Raw genomic sequence first — 19,065 nt, 5'->3', positions numbered from 1 at the left:
GGTTGAAGCCACCGGAGGGACGGTCGTCACGGCGGAAGCCGCCACGGTCGCCACCGCGGTCGTCACGGTTGAAGCCGCCCGACGGACGGTCGTCGCGACGGAAGCCGCCGGACGGACGGTCGTTGTCCCGACGGAAACCACCGGAGGGACGGTCGTCGCGACGGAAGCCGCCGCGGTCGCCACCGCGGTCGTCACGGTTGAAGCCACCGGAGGGACGGTCGTCACGGCGGAAGCCGCCACGGTCGCCACCGCGGTCGTCACGGTTGAAGCCGCCCGACGGACGGTCGTCGCGGCGGAAGCCGCCGGACGGACGGTCGTTGTCCCGACGGAAACCACCGGAGGGACGGTCGTCACGGCGGAAGCCGCCGCGGTCGCCACCGCGGTCGTCGCGGTTGAAGCCGCCCGACGGACGGTCGTCACGGCGGAAGCCGCCACGGTCGCCACCGCGGTCGCGGCGCTCGTAGTTGCCCCGCTCGTCGCGGGCCGGGCGCTCCTCGCGGCGCTGCTCCTCGATGCGCGCGGCACGCTCGGCCTCGACGGCCGCGGCGGCGACCTCGGCCTCGGCGGCCTCGGTCACCTCGGCCACGGCGGCCTCGGGGTCCTCGCCGCGCTCGCGGGCGGCGCGGGCCACCAGGCGGTCGGCCTCCTCGCGGAGCTCGACGGCACGGCGCTGGAGGCGCTCCAGCTGCTTGGTCAGGTCGACGACCTCGCGCTCGGCCTGCTTGGCCGAGTTGTTCGCGGAGTCGGCCTGGACCTCGGTCAGCGAACGGGCGCCGGTGATCTCGGCGACCTCCGGGTCGAACGCGCCGGCACCGCCGACGATGTGGCGCGAGGCGTCGACGCCCGCGTCCTCCATCAGGCGGAAGATCTGGCGGCGCTGGTGCGGCAGGGCCAGGGAGACCACGACACCGGAGCGGCCGGCGCGGGCGGTGCGGCCCGAGCGGTGCAGGTAGTCCTTGTGGTCGCCGGCAGGGTCCACGTTCAGGACGAGGTCGATGCCGTCGACGTGGATGCCTCGGGCGGCGACGTCGGTCGCGACGAGCGCGTTGACGTAGCCGTCCTTGAAGTCGGCCAGGGTGCGCGTACGGGCGCCCTGGGTCATGCCGCCGTGCAGCGCGTCGGCCTTCACGCCGGAGTCGCGGAGCTGCTCGGCGATGCGGTCGGCGCCCAGCTGGGTGCGGACGAAGATGATGGTGCGGCCCTTGCGGGCGGCGATCGCGGCGGTGACCGGCGCCTTGTCCTTCGGCTTCACGACGAGGACGTGGTGGGTCATGGTCGTGACGGCACCGGCGGACGGGTCGACCTCGTGCGTGATCGGGTCCACCAGGTAGCGCTTGACCAGGCTGTCGATCTCGTTCTCCAGGGTGGCGGAGAAGAGGAGGCGCTGGCCGCCGACCGGGACCTGGTCGAGGAGCTCGGTGACCTCGGGCAGGAAGCCCAGGTCGGCCATCTGGTCGGCCTCGTCGAGGACGGCGATCTGGACGTTCTCCAGGGAGCAGGCGCCGCGGTTGATGATGTCGCGGAGACGGCCCGGGGTGGCGACGAGGATGTCGACGCCGCGCTCCAGGGCGTAGATCTGGTTGCCCATGGACGTACCGCCGCAGACGACCTTCATCTTGAGGCCGAGCACGTCGCCGTAGGGCTGGAGGGCGTCCGCGACCTGCATCGCGAGCTCACGGGTCGGGGTGAGGATGACGCCGCGGGGCTTCTTCTTGTCGGTGTGGCCGCCGGCCAGGGTGGCGAGCAGCGGCAGACCGAAGGAGAGGGTCTTGCCGGAGCCGGTGCGGCCGCGGCCGAGGATGTCCTTGCCGGCCAGGGCGTCCGGGATGGTCGCCGCCTGGATCGGGAAGGGGGTGGTGACGCCGTTCTGGGCGAGCTTGCGCACGACGCCCTCGGGCAGACCGAGGTCGCCGAAGGTGACGGTGGGCTCGTCGGGCTCGTCGGACTCCTCGGACCCCTCGTCGAAGGAGTCGGTGTCGGTGTCGGCGTCGATGACCTCGTCGACGGTGATGTCGGCGTCGATGACCTCGTCGACGGTGATGTCGGCCTCGAACTCGGCGATCTCGGTGGCCTCTACGGCCTCGACGATCTCGTCGTTCTCGGGCATGACGGCGTGGTCAGAACTGAAAATGGACATGCGAAATGCGAAACCTTCCGGAGTCTCGGCACGCGCCCGTCAACTCCGTGAATTCGCAAATCGACCGCCTCAATGCGGTCAGCCACGGCTAGGGAGAGTACGCGCCACACGGCGCTCTTCTGTGTCGGCGCCGGGCAATGGGATCAAACGATCTACCACCATACGCACCCTCCCCCACCCATGGCAAATCGGACTCCGTCACACCGGCCCGACCTGCGGTGACGCCGCCGGCTCCGAGGACGCCCCCGGCCCGTCCGCCGCCCGCATCGCGCCCAGCTGGGTGTCGGAGCCGGACGGCGGCGGATCGGTGGGGTTCGAGGTCGGTTCCGGGGTCGGCTCGGGTGTCGGGGTCGTCGGCTCGGGCGTGGGCTCCGGGGTCGACTCGGTCGGCTCCGGCGTCGGAGTGGCCCCGCCCCCGCCCGGACCACCGCTCCCGTTGCCGTTGTTCCCGTTCCCGCCGCCGTTCGCCCCGTCCGGGCCCTGGTGGCCGCCCGTCGGCTGCGGCTTCGGCGAGCCGTCGGGGCCGCCCGGGCCCTCGACCGGCAGCACCTCGCCCGCGGAGGGCTCCGCCGTGCCCGAGGGCGAGCCGCTCGGCACCGGGGACTCCGCACCCTCTCCGGCCGCCTCGGGGCCGTCCCTGCCGGGCCGGCCGTTCCAGGAGCCGCCGCCCCCGGCCGAGCCGTCGGAGCCGCTGCCGGACTCGGACGCCACGCTCCGCTTCCCCCCGGACGCGCCGGGCGCCGGCTTCGCCCCTTCGTCGCCGACACTCATACAGCCGCTCAGACCGGCGCAGGCCGCGACGGCCAGCGCGGCGGCGACCCATCTCACCGGGGTGGGCAAATGGCGCACGGGGGCACCTCCAGGACACAACGGGCAGGAACGGAACGCGTCACCCTGCCCAACTCCCTTTGCGCCACAAGGGACACGCCCGGACCCGCCCGGAGGGCTCAGCCGTAGCCCAGCGCGTGCAGCCGCTCGTCGTCGATGCCGAAGTGGTGGGCGATCTCGTGGACCACGGTGATCTCGGTCTCCGCGACCACGTCCTCACGGGACTCGCACATCCGCAGCGTCGGCCCGCGGTAGATCGTGATCCGGTCCGGCAGCACGCCGGCGTACCACTCGCCCCGCTCGGTCAGCGGCGTCCCCTCGTAGAGCCCGAGCAGCTCCGGATCGTCCGGGGCGGGCTCGTCCTCCACGAACACGGCGACGTTGTCCATCAGCCGCGTCAGCTCCGGCGGGATCCGGTCCAGGGCCTCGGCGACAAGTTCCTCGAACTCCTCGCGCGTCATCTCCAGCACGGGCCCATTCTCCCCCGGGGGGAAACCGTTTTGGCGATACCGGCCGACATCCCATATGCTTCAGACGTCCCCGACGCGCTGAGAAGCGCGCAGGTGGGCCCTTAGCCCTCATCGTCTAGTGGCCCAGGACGCCGCCCTTTCAAGGCGGTAGCACGGGTTCGAATCCCGTTGGGGGTACGCATTACCGTGTGCGAGACTAGTGCTCGCACATAGCAAGGACCTGTGGAGCAGTTGGTTAGCTCGCCACCCTGTCAAGGTGGAGGTCGCGGGTTCAAGTCCCGTCAGGTTCGCTGAGGCTGGAAACAGTCTCGTGGCTGGGTAGCTCAGTTGGTACGAGCGATCGCCTGAAAAGCGATAGGTCGCCGGTTCGACCCCGGCCCCAGCCACAAGGAGAAGGCCCCGTTCGGAAGAACGGGGCCTTCTGCGTTTCCCGAAAGCTCTTCCTCGGAGACCTTCCTCGGAGACCTTCCTGGAAGTCTTCCCGGAAGGGTTCCGGGAAGACTCCCCGAGACGGGAAGCGGCCGTACGGGGAAGGGGCCCGCGCCCCCTCCCCCGCCCGTCACGCCTCCTCGCGCTCCGGCGCCCGGCCGGACCGGCGGCCCCGCACCGCGAAGGCGGCCGTCACCACCGCCACCACCGCCACGAGCAGCGCCCAGTCCGGCACCGCGCGGCCGAGGGCGGCGACGCGCTCCTCCACCGCGAACGACTGGTCCACCGACAGCGGACCCGGCAGCGCCGTCGTCCCGTCGAAGACGAGGAAGAGCGTGCCGAGGGCCACGAAGAACAGGCCCGAGAGCAGCGAGGTGGAGTGGACCTCCAGGCGGCCGAGCCGGATCGGGCGGCCGCGCAGCCAGCGCCGCCGGCCCAGGTCGTACCGCTCCCAGAGCAGCGCGAGGACGAACAGCGGAACCGCCATGCCCAGGGCGTACACGGCGAGGAGCAGTCCGCCGTACGCCGGGCTGCCGCTCAGCGCGGCCACCGTCAGGACGCTGCCGAGGATCGGGCCCGCGCAGAAGCCCGCGAGGCCGTAGACCAGGCCCAGGGCGTAGACGGAGAGCGCCGACGTGGGGCGGATCCGGCCGCTCGCCTCCGCGACCCGGCGGGAGGCGAAGCCGAGCCCGAGGAGCTGGAGGACGCCGAGCCCGATGATCAGCCAGCCGCCGGCGGTGACGAGGAGGTCCCGGTGGCCGTAGAAGAACCGGCCCGCGAGGGAGCCGGCCGCGCCGAGCGGGACGAGGGTGGTGGCCAGGCCCGCGTAGAGGATGCCGGTCCTCGCCACCAGCTTCGCGCGCGTGTCGATCGAGTACGCGAAGAAGGCGGGCAGGAGCAGGGCGCTGCACGGGCTGAGGAGGGCGAGCAGGCCGCCGAGGAACGCGGCGAAGTAGCCGATGCCGGAGGTCACCGCCCGGCCTTCGCCGTCTTCGCCGCCGCCTCGATGGCCTCCGTGAAGGTCTCCAGGGGCTGGGCGCCGGCGATCGGCCGGCCGTTCACCAGGAAGGACGGGGTGGAGGTGGCGCCGAGCGCGTGCCCCTGCTCCTGGTCCTTCCGTACGGCCTCCCGGGCGGCCTGGCTCTCGCTGTCCTTCGCGAACCGGGCCGCGTCGGGGACGCCCGCCTCCCGGGCGAGGGCGGCGAGCCGGTCCTTGCCGAAGCCCTTCTCCTTGGCGTCCTCGGCGTAGGCGGCCTTGTGGAACTCCCAGAACCTGCCCTGCTGCCCGGCCGCCCAGGAGGCGCGGGCGACGGCCTCCGACTCCTCGCCGAAGATCGGGAAGTTCCGCCACTCGATGCGCAGGGTGCCGTTCTCGACGTACTTCCGCACCAGGACGGGTTCGGTGTCCCGGGCGAACTTCCCGCAGTAGCCGCACTTGAAGTCGGCGTACTCGATGAGCACGACGGGCGCGTCGGCCCGGCCCAGGGCGAGCTTGTCGGCGGCGTCCCGGCGGGCGTACGCCTCCAGGTCGGGGTAGACGCCGGCGGACGGGTCGGCGGAGACCTCCGCGACGGACGAGGGGCCGGCGGCGCCGGGCGACGAGGGCTTGGTCGCGGTGTAGGAGACGACGCCGAGGAGGACGGCGGCGGCCGCCACCCCGGACACGATCAGGACCTGCTTGGACGTGGACGTGGGCTTGGACGTGGGGTTGGACATGCGAGAACGATAGATACGGCCCCGCCCGGAAATCGGTTCGCCGCTTCTCGGCCACAGGTGCGATCCTGGATCCCGTATGTCTACTTCCTTCGCCGCCCTCCAGTCCGTCCTGGCCGAGGTCTCGCTGCGGGACTCCCACCGGCTCGGCCGCCGTCTCGAAGGCGCCCGCCGCATCCGCAAGCCCGAGGCCCGCGCGGCCGTCCTGGACGAGATCGCCGCCGAGGCGGCCAAGGCCAAGGAGCGCGTCGACGGGCGCGCCTCCCGCGTGCCCGCGGTCACCTACCCCGAGCAGCTGCCCGTCTCGCAGAAGAAGGACGAGATCCTGGAGGCGATACGCGACCACCAGGTCGTGATCGTCGCCGGTGAGACGGGTTCCGGAAAGACCACCCAGATCCCGAAGATCTGCCTGGAGCTCGGCCGGGGCGTCCGGGGCATGATCGGCCACACCCAGCCCCGCCGGATCGCGGCCCGCACGGTCGCCGAGCGCGTGGCCGAGGAGCTGCGGACCCCGCTGGGCGAGGCCGTCGGCTGGAAGGTCCGCTTCACCGACCAGGTGAACCCCGACGCGACCTTCGTGAAGCTGATGACGGACGGCATCCTGCTCGCCGAGATCCAGACGGACCGCGAGCTGCGCGCCTACGACACGATCATCATCGACGAGGCCCACGAGCGGTCCCTCAACATCGACTTCCTGCTCGGCTACCTGGCCCAGCTGCTCCCGAAGCGCCCCGACCTCAAGGTCGTGATCACCTCCGCGACGATCGACCCGGAGCGGTTCTCCCGCCACTTCGGCGACGCCCCGATCGTCGAGGTCAGCGGTCGTACGTACCCGGTCGAGGTCCGCTACCGGCCCCTCCTCGAAGAGGACTCCGAGGAGTCGGACCGCGACCAGATCACCGCGATCTGCGAGGCCGTCGACGAGCTCCAGTCCGAGGGCCCCGGCGACGTCCTGGTCTTCCTCTCCGGCGAGCGCGAGATCCGCGACACCGCCGACGCGCTCCTCAAACGGCAGCTGCGGAACACCGAGGTCCTGCCGCTCTACGCGCGCCTGTCGCACGCCGAGCAGCACCGCGTCTTCCAGGCCCACTCCGGCCGCCGGATCGTCCTCGCGACGAACGTCGCCGAGACCTCCCTGACCGTCCCCGGCATCAAGTACGTGATCGATCCGGGCACCGCCCGCATCTCCCGCTACTCGCACCGCACCAAGGTCCAGCGCCTGCCGATCGAGCCGGTCAGCCAGGCCAGCGCCAACCAGCGCAAGGGCCGCTGCGGCCGTACGTCGGACGGCATCTGCATCCGGCTGTACTCCGAGGACGACTTCCTGACCCGTCCGGAGTTCACGGACGCGGAGATCCTCCGGACGAACCTGGCGTCCGTCATCCTCCAGATGACCGCGGCCGGCCTCGGCGACATCGAGAAGTTCCCCTTCATCGACCCGCCGGACCACCGCAACATCCGGGACGGCGTGCAGCTCCTCCAGGAGCTCGGCGCGATCGACCCGGCGGAGAAGGACCCGAAGAAGCGGCTGACCCAGCAGGGCCGGAAGCTCTCCCAGCTGCCCGTGGACCCCCGGCTCGCCCGGATGGTCCTGGAGGCCGACAAGAACGGCTGCGTCCGCGAGGTCATGGTGATCGCGGCGGCCCTGTCCATCCAGGACCCGCGCGAGCGGCCGTCCGAGAAGCAGGCGCAGGCGGACCAGCAGCACGCCCGCTTCAAGGACGAGACGAGCGACTTCCTCGCCTTCCTCAACCTGTGGCGGTACGTCCGCGAACAGCAGAAGGAGCGCGGTTCCAGCTCCTTCCGCCGGATGTGCAAGCAGGAGTACCTGAACTTCCTGCGCATCCGCGAGTGGCAGGACATCTACAGCCAGCTGCGGACGGTCGCCAAGCAGATGGGCATCCATCTGAACGAGGAGGACGCGCCGGAGCAGTCCGTGCACGTCTCCCTGCTCTCCGGCCTCCTCTCGCACGTCGGCCTGAAGGACGTGAAGGAGTCCAAGGACGGGGCGAAGGACGGCTCCCGCCGCGACGGCGGCCGGGGCGAGTACCTGGGCGCCCGCAACGCCAAGTTCGCGATCTTCCCCGGCTCCGCGCTCTTCAAGAAGCCCCCGCGCTTCGTCATGTCCGCCGAGCTGGTGGAGACCTCTCGCCTGTGGGCCCGGGTCAACGCCCGGATCGAGCCCGAGTGGATCGAGCCGCTCGCCCAGCACCTGGTGAGGAAGACGTACAGCGAGCCGCACTGGGAGAAGGACCAGGCCGCTGTGATGGCCTTCGAGAAGGTGACGCTGTACGGCGTCCCGATCGTCGCCGACCGCAAGGTGAACTACGGCCGGATCGACCCGGAGGTCTCCCGCGACCTGTTCATCAGGAACGCGCTGGTCGAGGGCGACTGGCGCACCCACCACAAGTTCTTCGCGGACAACCGCAAGCTGCTCACCGAGGTCGAGGAGCTCGAACACCGGGCCCGGCGCCGGGACATCCTCGTCGACGACGAGACGCTCTTCGACTTCTACGACAAGCGCGTCCCCGAACACGTCGTGTCCGGCGCCCACTTCGACTCCTGGTGGAAGCACAAGCGCCACGACGAGCCGGAGTTCCTCGACTTCGAGCGCGAGATGCTCATCAACGAGAAGGCGGGGGCCGTCACCAAGGACGACTACCCGGACTCGTGGCGGCAGGGCCCCCTGAAGTTCCGGGTGACGTACCAGTTCGAGCCCGGCGCGGACGCGGACGGCGTCACCGTCCACGTGCCGCTCCAGGTGCTCAACCAGGTGACGGACGACGGCTTCGAGTGGCAGATCCCGGGCCTGCGCGCGGAGGTCGTCACCGAGCTGATCCGCTCCCTGCCGAAGCCGATCCGCCGCCACTACGTGCCCGCGCCGAACTTCGCCGGCCGCTTCCTGGACGCGGTCGTCCCCGTCCAGGAGCCGCTGACGGGCGCCCTCGCCCGCGAGCTCCAGCGGATGGTCGGCGTCCCGGTCACGGCCGAGGACTTCGACTGGGCGAAGGTCCCCGAGCACCTCAAGGTCACCTTCCGGATCGTCGACGAGCGGCGCCGCAAGCTCGCCGAGGACAAGGACCTGGAGACCCTGCGGCTGCAGCTGCGCCCGAAGGCCCGCAAGGCCCTCTCCCAGGCCGCCGCGGCGGCCACGGGCGGCCCGGACGGCTCCGGGCCCTCCCTGGAGCGCACGGGGCTCACGGACTGGACGATCGGCAGCCTCACGAAGGTCTTCGAGGCCCGCCGGGCCGGCCAGCCGGTCAAGGCGTACCCGGCGCTCGTGGACGAGGGCGCGAGCGTCGCCGTCCGGCTCTTCGACACGGAGGCCGAGCAGGCCCGGGCGATGTGGCGGGGCACCCGGAAGCTGATCATGCTGAACATTCCGGTGAACCCGGCGAAGTTCGCCTCGGACAAGCTCACCAACCAGCAGAAGCTGGCCCTGTCCGCGAACCCGCACGGCTCGATCCAGGCCCTCTTCGACGACTGCGCCACCGCCGCCGCCGACAAGCTGATCGCGGACCACGGCGGCCCGGCCTGGGACGAGGAGTCCTTCCGGAAGCTCTACGACAAGGTCCGCGCGGACCTCGTGGACACGACGGTGCGGACGGTGGGCCAGGTCCAGCAGATCCTGGCGGCCTGGCAGGCGTGCGAGCGCCGGCTGAAGTCCACGAACAGCCTGGCCCTGATCGACAACCTGACCGACGTGCGGGCGCAGCTGGCGTGGCTGATGCCGGCCGGCTTCGTCACCCGTACGGGGCTCAAGCGGCTGCCCGACCTGATGCGCTACCTGGTGGCGGTGGACCGGCGGCTCCAGCAGATGCCGACCGGGGTCCAGCGGGACACCACCCGGATGGAGAAGGTCCGGGAGATGCAGGACGAGTACGCCTGGCTGCTCGAACAGCTCCCGAAGGGCCGTCCGGTGCCGACCGAGGTCACGGACATCCGCTGGATGATCGAGGAGCTGCGGGTGAGCTACTTCGCGCACGCGCTGGGCACGGCGTACCCGATCTCGGACAAGCGGATCGTGAAGGCGATCGACGCGGCGGCGCCCTGACCGGGGGCGCCCCGGGCCCCGGCCGCCGCCGCCTCCGGCGCCGAGTTCGACCAGACCGCTGACCTGCTGTACAGTCTTCCTCGCAGCCACTTCACAGCGGTTGCGAACAAGGTCCTGTGGAGCAGTTGGTTAGCTCGCCACCCTGTCAAGGTGGAGGTCGCGGGTTCAAGTCCCGTCAGGATCGCTTTCACGAAGGCCCGCATCACACGATGCGGGCCTTCGTCGTGTTCCCGCGCACCCGCGGCCCCCGCGCCGCTCCCCCCGCCCACTCCCCGGGCCGGGTGGCGGGGCTGTACGCCCGCCTGGCGGCCTCGTCACACCCGACCGCCCTCACTGGGGCGCCGCCCTCCCCCAGCGGCCGCCACGAGCCCCTGCGGGCGCCTGGTCACGGACGGCCGGCGGCACGGGACGAAAGTCCCATCAACCCATGACCAACGGCGGGTCGGGGTCGATCCCCGGGGTGGCAGGCTGTTCCTTGGCAAGACTTCACGAGTGTGACGGGTGTCACTGAAAGAGTTTCAGAAACCCCTTCACTTACACCCTCCCTACACCGGCCCGATTTAATATGTGCAATTGCACCGCACTTCGAGGAGTGGCGCCGGACACAAAAAGATCGCGCCGGACCCGGCGGAGTCCAGCGCGATCGTTGACGGAGACCTGTTGGGGCAGGAGCCCGTCGGCAGTACTAGGGGTGGGCGACCGGATTGGGGGACCCGGACGTGCCCGGTGTTACGGGGTGTTGCAGGGTGCTGAGCGAGCCTCAGGCCTCGCTGCGCTGCTGCGGAATGCCCGCGAGCAGTGCGCGGACCTCGGCCTCGCGGTAACGGCGGTGCCCACCCAGGGTGCGGATGGACGTGAGCTTGCCCGCCTTCGCCCAACGGGTCACCGTCTTCGGGTCGACACGGAACATCGTGGCAACCTCGGCAGGGGTCAGCAGCGGCTCGGCATCAGGGGTGCGAGCGGTCATGAGCGGCCTCCTCGGGAGAACCGAACCTTCTCGGTTCTTTCCTCTAAATTCTGCACCTTGACCCGCGTTGCCCGAAATGGCAGAAGCGGGCCGAGTCGGTTATAGGACGAACGGCTTGTCCTCGGCACTACAACTACACCATCCGTCCAGCCACGTCGGCCAAACCGATGGAATTGCCCTCGCAGGTGTTCATCAGCGGCGGAAGTCGATGGACCATGCCATAACGGACAGTCACACCACTGTGACGATCAGTCACAGGGTGATCAGGAGTCTTCAGACCCCCCATAGAGTGCAATGCTGAGCAATCCGCCCTCACTTGGGCGGAAGGAACCCTCCCCGGACTCCTTGTCCTATTTTGGCACGAGGGTGGGTGATGGACGCAAGGGTGCGGTTAGTGCTGTCCGTCACGCTTGAGTCAAAGGCCCGGATCAGGACCAACGTCCCCACCCCAGGAGTGCCGAAAGACCCGGGGCGCCGAAGAGAAAAGACACCGGAGCCCCGGAATCCGGAAGTGTTGAAGATCATTTACACCGGCCGGACATGTCTTGTCGATACCGACCTGACGAAGATGCCCGACTGATGTCAGTTCGCGAACCGCAGGTCCCTGACCGCCCGCCACCGCTCAGCGAGCCGCCCGTACGCCTCGCTCGCCGCCTCGCCGTCCCCGGCCCGCAGCGCCGCCAAGCCCTCCGCGAGCTGCGCCGCCGACCGGTCCTCCGCCAGCCACTCCGACGTGACCACGTGCACCAGGCCGCCGAAGTCCAGCTCCACGAGCGCCCGCGGATGGAACTCCTCCAGCCAACGCCCCACGTCGATCAGACCCTCCGTCATGGGACCGTCGTCGGCGGAGTCCCGCAGGGCCCGCAGCGCCCGCGCCAGCCGCCGGCGCGCCTGCGCCATCGTCGTCCGGTAGCGCAGCACCGGCGCCCGGCCCTCCTCCGTGCTCCCCGGCTCCCCCGGCTCGTACGACCGGTCCTCGTCCCCAAAGAGCGCGAACCAGCGCAGCGGCACGTGCCAGACGCCCGTACGGATCCACGGCCGCGCGTCCGGGTTCCGAACCAGCCACCGCTCGAAGTCGCCGGCCACCTGACCCCGCACCACGGGCGGCAGCATCGCGTCGAGCACCGCCGCCGGATACCCCTCCGCCACCAGGTCCCGGATCGCCAGCCACCCCCGCAGCCGGGTCCGCCACGGACAGATCACCACCACCCCGTCCAGGTGCGCGACGAACGCCTCGCCGCTCTCGTGGACCGGCACCGGGACCGGCGGCGTCGGCAGCAGGTCCGCGAGCGACCGCCTCAGCTCCTCCTGCGCCCCCGGGGTCCCCGACCGGCCGGCGTACCGCGCCCAGTGGCTCCGCTCCGGCTCGGGAAACGCGGCCAGCGGCTCGTACACCCGCAGGTAGGAGGCATAGGGAACGGGGACCGTGGAGGCGACCGACATGTCGCGAATCCTTCCACGGAGGTACTCCGGGAGGGGTGATCCTCAGCACTGAGGCCGATCTACGCCCAGGTAGGACTTACTCTCTTGCCGAACTGGTCCTCCCCCACCCACAGGGAGGGCCGAAACCGCCGCTTCGTACTTGGGAGTCACCACCGTGACCGATGTGACCGGCGCTCCTGTCGACGTACTGAACACTCTGTTCCACTCGGAGCAGGGTGGCCACGAGCAAGTCGTCCTCTGCCAGGACCGCGCATCCGGCCTCAAGGCCGTCATCGCCCTCCACTCCACCGCCCTGGGCCCCGCCCTCGGCGGCACCCGCTTCTACCCGTACGCCACCGAGGCCGAGGCGATCGCCGACGCGCTCAACCTCTCCCGCGGCATGTCGTACAAGAACGCCATGGCCGGCCTCGACCACGGTGGCGGCAAGGCCGTCATCATCGGCGACCCGGAGAAGATCAAGACCGAGGAGCTGCTGCTCGCCTACGGGCGCATGGTGGCCTCCCTCGCCGGCCGGTACGTCACGGCCTGCGACGTCGGCACCTACGTCGCCGACATGGACGTCGTCGCCCGCGAGAACCAGTGGACCACCGGCCGCTCCCCCGAGAACGGCGGCGCCGGCGACTCCTCCGTCCTCACCGCCTTCGGCGTCTTCCAGGGCATGCGCGCCTCCGCGCAGACCCTGTGGGGCGACCCGACCCTGCGCGGCCGCAAGGTCGGCGTCGCGGGCGTCGGCAAGGTCGGCCACTACCTCGTCGAGCACCTCCTGGAGGACGGCGCCGAGGTCGTCATCACCGACGTCCGCGAGGAGTCGGTGCGCCGGATCACCGACAAGCACCCGCAGGTCACCGTCGTCGCCGACACCGAGGCGCTGATCCGCGTCGAGGGCCTGGACATCTACGCGCCCTGCGCGCTGGGCGGCGCCCTGAACGAGGAGACCGTCCCGTTCATCACCGCGAGCATCGTCTGCGGCGCGGCGAACAACCAGCTCGCCCACCCGGGCATCGAGAAGGACCTCGTGGAGCGCGGGATCCTCTACGCGCCCGACTACGTGGTCAACGCCGGTGGCGTGATCCAGGTCGCCGACGAGCTGCACGGCTTCGACTTCGACCGCTGCAAGGCGAAGGCGACGAAGATCTTCGACACCACCCTGGAGATCTTCGCACGTGCGAAGGCGGACGGCATTCCGCCGGCCGCCGCGTCCGACCGGATCGCCGAGCAGCGCATGGCGGAGGCCCGGCGCGGCTGAGCCGTGACGGCGCCGCGCACCGCGCCGCGCCCGGGGCCGGCCCGTCACGGGAGAGACTTCACTCACTCCCCTCGGCGGGTCGGCCCTCCAGAAGAGGTTAAAATCGCGATTGACCAGCGAGGAGAGGGCACCTCGAAGGTTCTGTACCGGGGTATGTGATGCGCGCGGCGTACCGTAGACCCGCGGAAACAGGTACCGTTGAAGCCCTACGGATCGGTCTCTCCATCGAGAGTCCGTTCCGAATCATGAACGCGTGTCAAGACTCTGGGGCCACCGAGCCCCGTCACCGAGGGGGTCGAGCCATGGGGCGCGGCCGGGCAAAGGCCAAGCAGACCAAGGTCGCCCGCCAGCTGAAGTACAGCAGCGGCGGGACGGACCTGACGCGTCTGGCCAATGAGCTGGGCGCATCGACTTCGAGTCAGCCGCCGAATGGCGAGCCGTTCGAGGACGACGACGAGGAAGACGACCCGTACGCCCAGTACGCGGATCTCTACAACACGGACGACGAGGACGAGGACGACGAGTCCGGTCCTGCTGCGTCGCCGCGTCGCGCTTGACCTTCTGAATCACCGAAACCCGGTCCGGGGAGCCACCCGGCCGGGTTTCCGTGCTGTCCGCGGCAGGGACACCGCAGGGACGCCCTCCGGGCCCGTGGCGGATCCCGTACGGAACGCGGACGGGGCGCCCCACCCGGAGCGCCCCGTCACGTACTGCCCCGCGGGTCCTACTTCGCGTAGTCCCCGACCAGCTCGGCGCCCGTGGTGTGCGCCCCGCGCTCGGTGATCTCACCGGCGACCCAGGACTCGACGCCCCGGTCCGCGAGCGTCGTCAGCGCCGCGTCCACCGACTCGGCCGGCACGACGGCCATCATGCCGACGCCCATGTTCAGGGTCTTCTCCAGCTCCAGGCGCTCCACCTGACCGGCCTTGCCGACCAGGTCGAAGATCGCGCCCGGGGTCCAGGTCGAACGGTCCACCGTGGCGTGCAGGCCGTCCGGGATGACCCGGGCCAGGTTGGCGGCCAGGCCGCCGCCCGTGATGTGGCTGTACGCGTGGACGTCCGTGGTCCGGGTGAGGGCCAGGCAGTCCAGCGAGTAGATCTTCGTGGGCTCCAGGAGCTCCTCGCCGAGCGTCCGGCCGAGCTCCTCGACCTGCTGGTCGAGGGTCATGCCCGCGCGGTCGAAGACCACGTGCCGGACGAGCGAGTACCCGTTGGAGTGAAGACCCGACGAGGCCATGGCGATGACCGCGTCGCCCGAACGGATCCGGTCCGCGCCGAGCAGCCGGTCGTACTCCACGACACCCGTGCCGGCGCCCGCCACGTCGAAGTCGTCCGGGCCCAGGAGGCCCGGGTGTTCCGCCGTCTCGCCGCCGACCAGCGCGCAGCCCGCCAGGACGCAGCCCTCGGCGATGCCCTTGACGATGGCGGCGACCCGCTCCGGGTGGACCTTGCCCACGCAGATGTAGTCGGTCATGAAGAGCGGCTCGGCGCCGCAGACGACGATGTCGTCCATGACCATCGCGACCAGGTCGTGGCCGATCGTGTCGTACACGCCCATCTGGCGGGCGATGTCGACCTTCGTGCCGACGCCGTCGGTCGCCGAGGCGAGCAGCGGACGCTCGTAGCGCTTGAGGGCGGAGGCGTCGAAGAGGCCGGCGAAACCGCCGAGGCCGCCGAGGACCTCGGGGCGCTGCGTCTTCTTCACCCACTCCTTCATGAGCTCGACGGCGCGGTCGCCCGCTTCGATGTCGACGCCCGCGGAGGCGTAGCTGGCACCGGTGGTCTGAGACATGGGTTCAGAGCTTTCGTGTCGTCGTGCTGCTCGTACCGCCCGCGCCGCCGAGGCGACGCGGGCGGCGGGGGTCTTACGGGCGCCGGAGCGCGTCGGAGGCCGCGGTCGCGGCCGGGCCGGCCGCCAGCTCGGTCTCCAGGAGCTGCTTGCCGAGCAGCTCGGGGTCCGGAAGCTCCATCGGGTACTCGCCGTCGAAGCAGGCACGGCAGAGGTTGGGCTTCTGGATGGTGGTCGCCTCGATCATCCCGTCGATGGAGATGTACGAGAGCGAGTCCGCGCCCAGCGACTTGCCGATCTCCTCGATCGACATGCCGTTGGCGATCAGCTCCGCGCGGGTCGCGAAGTCGATGCCGAAGAAGCAGGGCCACTTGACCGGCGGCGAGGAGATCCGGATGTGGATCTCGGCCGCGCCGGCCTCGCGGAGCATCTTGACCAGGGCGCGCTGGGTGTTGCCGCGGACGATCGAGTCGTCGACGACCACCAGGCGCTTGCCCTTGATGACGTCCTTGAGGGGGTTCAGCTTCAGCCGGATGCCGAGCTGGCGGATGGTCTGCGAGGGCTGGATGAAGGTGCGCCCGACGTAGGCGTTCTTCACCAGGCCGGCGCCGAAGGGGATGCCCGAGGCCTCGGCGTAGCCGATCGCGGCCGGGGTACCGGACTCCGGCGTCGCTATCACCAGGTCGGCCTCGACCGGCGCCTCCTTGGCGAGGCGGCGGCCCATCTCCACGCGGGAGAGGTAGACGTTCCGGCCGGCGATGTCCGTGTCCGGGCGGGCCAGGTACACGTACTCGAAGACACAGCCCTTGGGCTTCGCTTCCGCGAATCGAGAGGTGCGGATGCCGTTCTCGTCGATCGCGATCATCTCGCCCGGCTCGACCTCGCGGACGTAGGTCGCACCGCAGATGTCGAGGGCGGCGGACTCGGACGCGACCACCCAGCCGCGCTCCAGTCGACCGAGGACCAGCGGGCGGATGCCCTGCGGGTCACGGGCGGCGTAGAGCGTGTGCTCGTCCATGAAGACGAGGGAGAAGGCACCCCGGACGTCGGGGAGGATCTTCGCGGCGGCCTGCTCGATGGTGAGCGGTTCGCCGTTCTCGTCGACCTGGGCGGCGAGGAGCGCCGTGAGGAGGTCGGTGTCGTTGGTGGCCGCCACACGGGTGGAGCGGCCTTCCTTCTTGGGCAGGTCCGCGACCATCTCGGCGAGCTGCGCCGTGTTCACCAGGTTGCCGTTGTGGCCGAGCGCGATGGAGCCGTGGGCGGTTGCCCTGAACGTCGGCTGCGCGTTCTCCCACACGGACGCCCCGGTGGTCGAGTAGCGGGCGTGACCGACCGCGATATGACCTTGGAGGGAACCGAGAGAGGTCTCGTCGAAGACCTGGGACACGAGGCCCATGTCCTTGAAGACGAGGATCTGGGAGCCGTTGCTGACCGCGATACCCGCGGATTCCTGGCCCCGATGCTGGAGGGCGTAGAGCCCGAAGTACGTGAGCTTTGCGACCTCTTCACCCGGAGCCCAGACACCGAAGACGCCACAAGCGTCCTGGGGGCCTTTCTCACCGGGGAGCAGGTCGTGATTGAGTCGACCGTCACCACGTGGCACGTTTCCGAGTGTAGACGGGCTCGACCACTGGTCCGAATTGAGGAAAACGGGCCTCCCCTCCGCTCGTGCGATCGCACGAAATGATCGTTTCGGACTTGGAGAGGCCTACGAGTCAGGCGCGCGAAGGGATTCCGGCCCCGGGGCCCCGGAGAGCGGACGCTCGTACCAGGCCGGGAGCCCCCTCGCGATGTGACGGAGTTCGCAGTCGGCGTCCGCTCAGGGGGCACTCGCCGTCGCCGTGAGGCCCTCACCGGACGCGTCCGTGAGGGTCAGCGTTCGGTGGTTCAGCCGATACGTGAGCGGGCCGTCCAGGAGCTCGTACAGCCGCGTCTCCAGCGCCATCTGCGGGCCCGTGCACATCATCCGGGTGGTCGCCGCCGGGCCCTCGACCGTGAGCGTCCGCTTCTGCTCGTCGACGCGGGCCGTCGCCGAGAAGTTGTTGCACCCCAGGTTCCCGGTGGCCCGCCCGTCCTCGCCCAGGACGATCCGCGCCTTGCCCTCGCTCCCCGCCGGCAGCGAGGACACGGCGTCCCCGGAGACCAGCCCGTCGACCTTCCAGGTGGTGCCGCGCAGCGGGACCGCCCGCTCGGCGGTCAGCTCCACACCGTTCCGCCCGTCCGTCGACGCCAACCGCAGGGCGTCGCCCTTCAGCGTCCCCTTCAGCGAACCGGAGAAGGCCTTCAGCAACTCCGCCTCGAAGCGCCGGGCGTCGGCCGGACAGCCGATCTCGGTCACCTCGCCCGGGGAGACCGTCAGGGTGTCGCCCTTCACCACGACGGCGGCGCCGAACGTGTTGCAGCCGCTGCTCCCCCGTGCCCTGCCCTCCTCGAAGTCGACGCGCGCGCCGTCGGGAGCGGCCGACCTGCGCCCGTCGACCGTCACGGCCTCCACCGACCAGTGCGTCCCCACCACCGGCAGGTCCGGCTCGACCGCCCCCGCACCCGGACCGGCACCCCCACCCCCCTCCGTACCGCACGCGGTGAGCAGCAGGATCGGGACCAGGACGGCGACTGCGCGTGTCTTCGGCATGCCGATGGGACGGAACGGCCCGCCGTACGGTTCCGGTACCCGGCGCGCGACTAGCCCATGAGGGGCAGCAGGTCCTTCAGGTCGGCCCGCTCGCCGCTCGCGCTGACGTGCGCCTCGTCCAGCTCCGCCGCCCACTCCGACCGGCCGGTCGCGAGCCTGACCCAGGTCAGCGGGTCCGTCTCGACCACGTTCGGCGGGGTGCCCCGGGTGTGCCGGGGGCCCTCCACGCACTGCACCACCGCGTACGGCGGGACGCGGACCTCCACCGCCCCGCCCGGGGCCCGCACGGCGAGCGTGTCCGCGAGGAGCCTCGTACAGGCGGCGAGGGCCCGGCGGTCGTACGGGATGCCCGCGCCGGTCGCCGCGTTGAGGTCGTCGGTGTGGACGACGAGCTCGACGGTCCGGGTCACCAGGAAGTCCCCGAGCGTCATCGCGCCGAAGCTCACCGGCAGCAGCCGCTCGTCACCCGCCCCGGCGACCGCCCTCCCGTACTCCTCCGCCACCCGCGCGCACAGCCCCACCGGGTCCGCCGCGTCGATCCCCCGGGTGTGCTCGTCGATCCGCTCCGCCCCCGTCGCCGTCACCGACGGCCAGTCGAGCAGGGCCAGTTCCTTCACCGCCGGCTCGGGCGCGGCGAGCAGCAGCGGGACGGACTCCACCATCCACGCGAGGTGCGCCACCAGGTCCCGTACCGTCCACTCCCCCAACCGCGTCGGCCCGTCCAGCTGCTCGGGCGTGAGCGCGGACACGGCCTCCCGCACGTTCCCGAACTGGGCGCCCACGGCGGCCCTGATCTTGGCGGAGTCGTAACTGCGGGTGCGCTTCTTGGCGGGTGGCATGGGCAGAGGCTAGCCCCGAAACTGAAGAGGAGGGGGGCAGGCCCTTCGCGAAAGGCAGTGACGGGACCATGACCCATCACGAGCACCCCGACGCCGCCCTGGTGCGCCAGGGCTACGCCGCGTTCGAAAAGGGTGACATGCAGGCACTGGGCGACCTCCTGACCGGCGACTGCACCCACCACTCACCCGGCAACACCCGCTTCGGCGGCCACTTCAAGGGCAGGGACAACGTCCTCGCGCACTACGGAGACATCTCCGAGTACACCGGCGGCACCATGCGCATCGAGCTCGACGGCATCTTCGTCGACGGGCGGGGCCACGTCCTCACGTCCCACAAGTGGCACGCCGACCACGGCGACCGGGGGATCTCGATGAGAGGCGGCCTCTTCTTCACCCTCATCGACGGGAAGGCCTCCGACATCGACGAGTGCATCGAGGACATCGAGGAGGCGGACGCGTTCCTCTCCCTCGACGACTGACGTACGGCACGGAGCCCCCGCCCTTCCCGGGCGGGGGCT

The 19,065-nt window shown here is 70.7% G+C and carries 15 protein-coding genes and 4 tRNA genes; 8 read left to right on the top strand and 11 right to left on the bottom strand.

What is annotated here, in order from left to right; translation table 11 throughout:
- From ACIQFX_RS03305 to ACIQFX_RS03295, 3 genes are all read right to left on the bottom strand, one after another.
- On the bottom strand, window positions 1-2,137 hold a 2,137-nt coding region (locus ACIQFX_RS03305; RefSeq protein WP_402458414.1), incomplete at its 3' end, for a DEAD/DEAH box helicase.
- Between the two features lie 198 nt (window positions 2,138-2,335).
- Complete coding sequence (locus tag ACIQFX_RS03300) at window positions 2,336-2,986, bottom strand: hypothetical protein (RefSeq protein WP_402458411.1); 651 nt, start codon at window positions 2,984-2,986, stop codon at window positions 2,336-2,338.
- Window positions 2,987-3,084: 98 nt separating this feature from the next.
- On the bottom strand, window positions 3,085-3,435 hold the full coding sequence (locus tag ACIQFX_RS03295) for a metallopeptidase family protein (protein WP_033208941.1): 351 nt from the start codon (window positions 3,433-3,435) through the stop codon (window positions 3,085-3,087).
- Between the two features lie 104 nt (window positions 3,436-3,539).
- Here ACIQFX_RS03295 and ACIQFX_RS03290 point away from each other — a divergent pair.
- The 3 genes from ACIQFX_RS03290 to ACIQFX_RS03280 all read left to right on the top strand — a co-directional run bounded on the left by ACIQFX_RS03290 (window position 3,540) and on the right by ACIQFX_RS03280 (window position 3,821).
- Window positions 3,540-3,612 (top strand) — tRNA-Glu (locus tag ACIQFX_RS03290).
- 39 nt (window positions 3,613-3,651) lie between these two features.
- A tRNA-Asp gene (locus tag ACIQFX_RS03285) sits at window positions 3,652-3,725 on the top strand.
- 22 nt (window positions 3,726-3,747) lie between these two features.
- Window positions 3,748-3,821: transfer RNA gene (locus ACIQFX_RS03280), tRNA-Phe, on the top strand.
- Between the two features lie 173 nt (window positions 3,822-3,994).
- Here ACIQFX_RS03280 and ACIQFX_RS03275 read toward each other — a convergent pair.
- A complete protein-coding gene (locus ACIQFX_RS03275; protein ID WP_402458408.1) occupies window positions 3,995-4,837 on the bottom strand; it encodes a cytochrome c biogenesis CcdA family protein in 843 nt (280 codons plus the stop codon).
- The gene (locus tag ACIQFX_RS03270; RefSeq protein WP_402458405.1) at window positions 4,834-5,580 is read right to left on the bottom strand and encodes a DsbA family protein; all 747 of its coding nucleotides are present in this window, start codon (window positions 5,578-5,580) and stop codon (window positions 4,834-4,836) included. Before ACIQFX_RS03270 ends, ACIQFX_RS03275 begins: the two co-directional genes overlap by 4 nt.
- A 76-nt stretch (window positions 5,581-5,656) precedes the next feature.
- Between ACIQFX_RS03270 and hrpA the strand changes: the two genes are divergently transcribed.
- Both hrpA and ACIQFX_RS03260 read left to right on the top strand, forming a co-directional pair.
- On the top strand, window positions 5,657-9,631 hold the full coding sequence (hrpA, locus tag ACIQFX_RS03265; RefSeq protein ID WP_402458402.1) for an ATP-dependent RNA helicase HrpA: 3,975 nt from the start codon (window positions 5,657-5,659) through the stop codon (window positions 9,629-9,631).
- A 110-nt stretch (window positions 9,632-9,741) separates the two neighbouring features.
- Window positions 9,742-9,815: transfer RNA gene (locus tag ACIQFX_RS03260), tRNA-Asp, on the top strand.
- 576 nt (window positions 9,816-10,391) lie between these two features.
- On the opposite strand, the gene bldC is transcribed toward ACIQFX_RS03260, so the two are convergent.
- Both bldC and ACIQFX_RS03250 read right to left on the bottom strand, forming a co-directional pair.
- Window positions 10,392-10,598, bottom strand: a complete 207-nt coding sequence (gene bldC, locus ACIQFX_RS03255) for a developmental transcriptional regulator BldC (protein WP_003949541.1) — start codon at window positions 10,596-10,598, stop codon at window positions 10,392-10,394.
- A gap of 582 nt (window positions 10,599-11,180) precedes the next feature.
- Window positions 11,181-12,041: a hypothetical protein gene (locus tag ACIQFX_RS03250; RefSeq protein WP_402458399.1), complete on the bottom strand. Its 861-nt coding sequence runs from the start codon at window positions 12,039-12,041 to the stop codon at window positions 11,181-11,183.
- Between the two features lie 154 nt (window positions 12,042-12,195).
- Between ACIQFX_RS03250 and ACIQFX_RS03245 the strand changes: the two genes are divergently transcribed.
- Window positions 12,196-13,287 carry a Leu/Phe/Val dehydrogenase gene (locus ACIQFX_RS03245; RefSeq protein ID WP_402458396.1) on the top strand — a complete coding sequence of 364 codons (1,092 nt, stop codon included), beginning with the start codon at window positions 12,196-12,198 and terminating at the stop codon, window positions 13,285-13,287.
- A gap of 302 nt (window positions 13,288-13,589) precedes the next feature.
- Window positions 13,590-13,844, top strand: coding sequence for a DUF3073 domain-containing protein (locus ACIQFX_RS03240; RefSeq protein ID WP_019887615.1), 255 nt, complete (start codon window positions 13,590-13,592; stop codon window positions 13,842-13,844).
- Window positions 13,845-14,011: 167 nt separating this feature from the next.
- Here ACIQFX_RS03240 and purM read toward each other — a convergent pair whose 3' ends face one another.
- The 4 genes from purM to ACIQFX_RS03220 all read right to left on the bottom strand — a co-directional run bounded on the left by purM (window position 14,012) and on the right by ACIQFX_RS03220 (window position 18,547).
- Entirely contained in the window at window positions 14,012-15,079 is a 1,068-nt protein-coding gene (gene purM / locus ACIQFX_RS03235) for a phosphoribosylformylglycinamidine cyclo-ligase (RefSeq protein WP_376485870.1), read from the bottom strand.
- A 73-nt stretch (window positions 15,080-15,152) separates the two neighbouring features.
- Window positions 15,153-16,679, bottom strand: coding sequence for an amidophosphoribosyltransferase (gene purF, locus ACIQFX_RS03230; protein WP_376485868.1), 1,527 nt, complete (start codon window positions 16,677-16,679; stop codon window positions 15,153-15,155).
- A 216-nt stretch (window positions 16,680-16,895) separates the two neighbouring features.
- Entirely contained in the window at window positions 16,896-17,708 is an 813-nt protein-coding gene (locus ACIQFX_RS03225) for an META domain-containing protein (RefSeq protein WP_402458391.1), read from the bottom strand.
- A 50-nt stretch (window positions 17,709-17,758) separates the two neighbouring features.
- A complete protein-coding gene (locus ACIQFX_RS03220; RefSeq protein WP_402458388.1) occupies window positions 17,759-18,547 on the bottom strand; it encodes a sterol carrier family protein in 789 nt (262 codons plus the stop codon).
- A gap of 68 nt (window positions 18,548-18,615) precedes the next feature.
- Here ACIQFX_RS03220 and ACIQFX_RS03215 point away from each other — a divergent pair, with 68 nt between their 5' ends.
- Complete coding sequence (locus tag ACIQFX_RS03215; protein ID WP_402458385.1) at window positions 18,616-19,026, top strand: nuclear transport factor 2 family protein; 411 nt, start codon at window positions 18,616-18,618, stop codon at window positions 19,024-19,026.
- The last annotated feature ends 39 nt before the right edge of the window (window positions 19,027-19,065 follow it).

Origin of the sequence: Streptomyces sp. NPDC093089 (assembly GCF_044754405.1) — a bacterium.
GTDB lineage: Bacteria > Actinomycetota > Actinomycetes > Streptomycetales > Streptomycetaceae > Streptomyces.
This window is presented reverse-complemented; position numbering and strand designations above follow the sequence as displayed.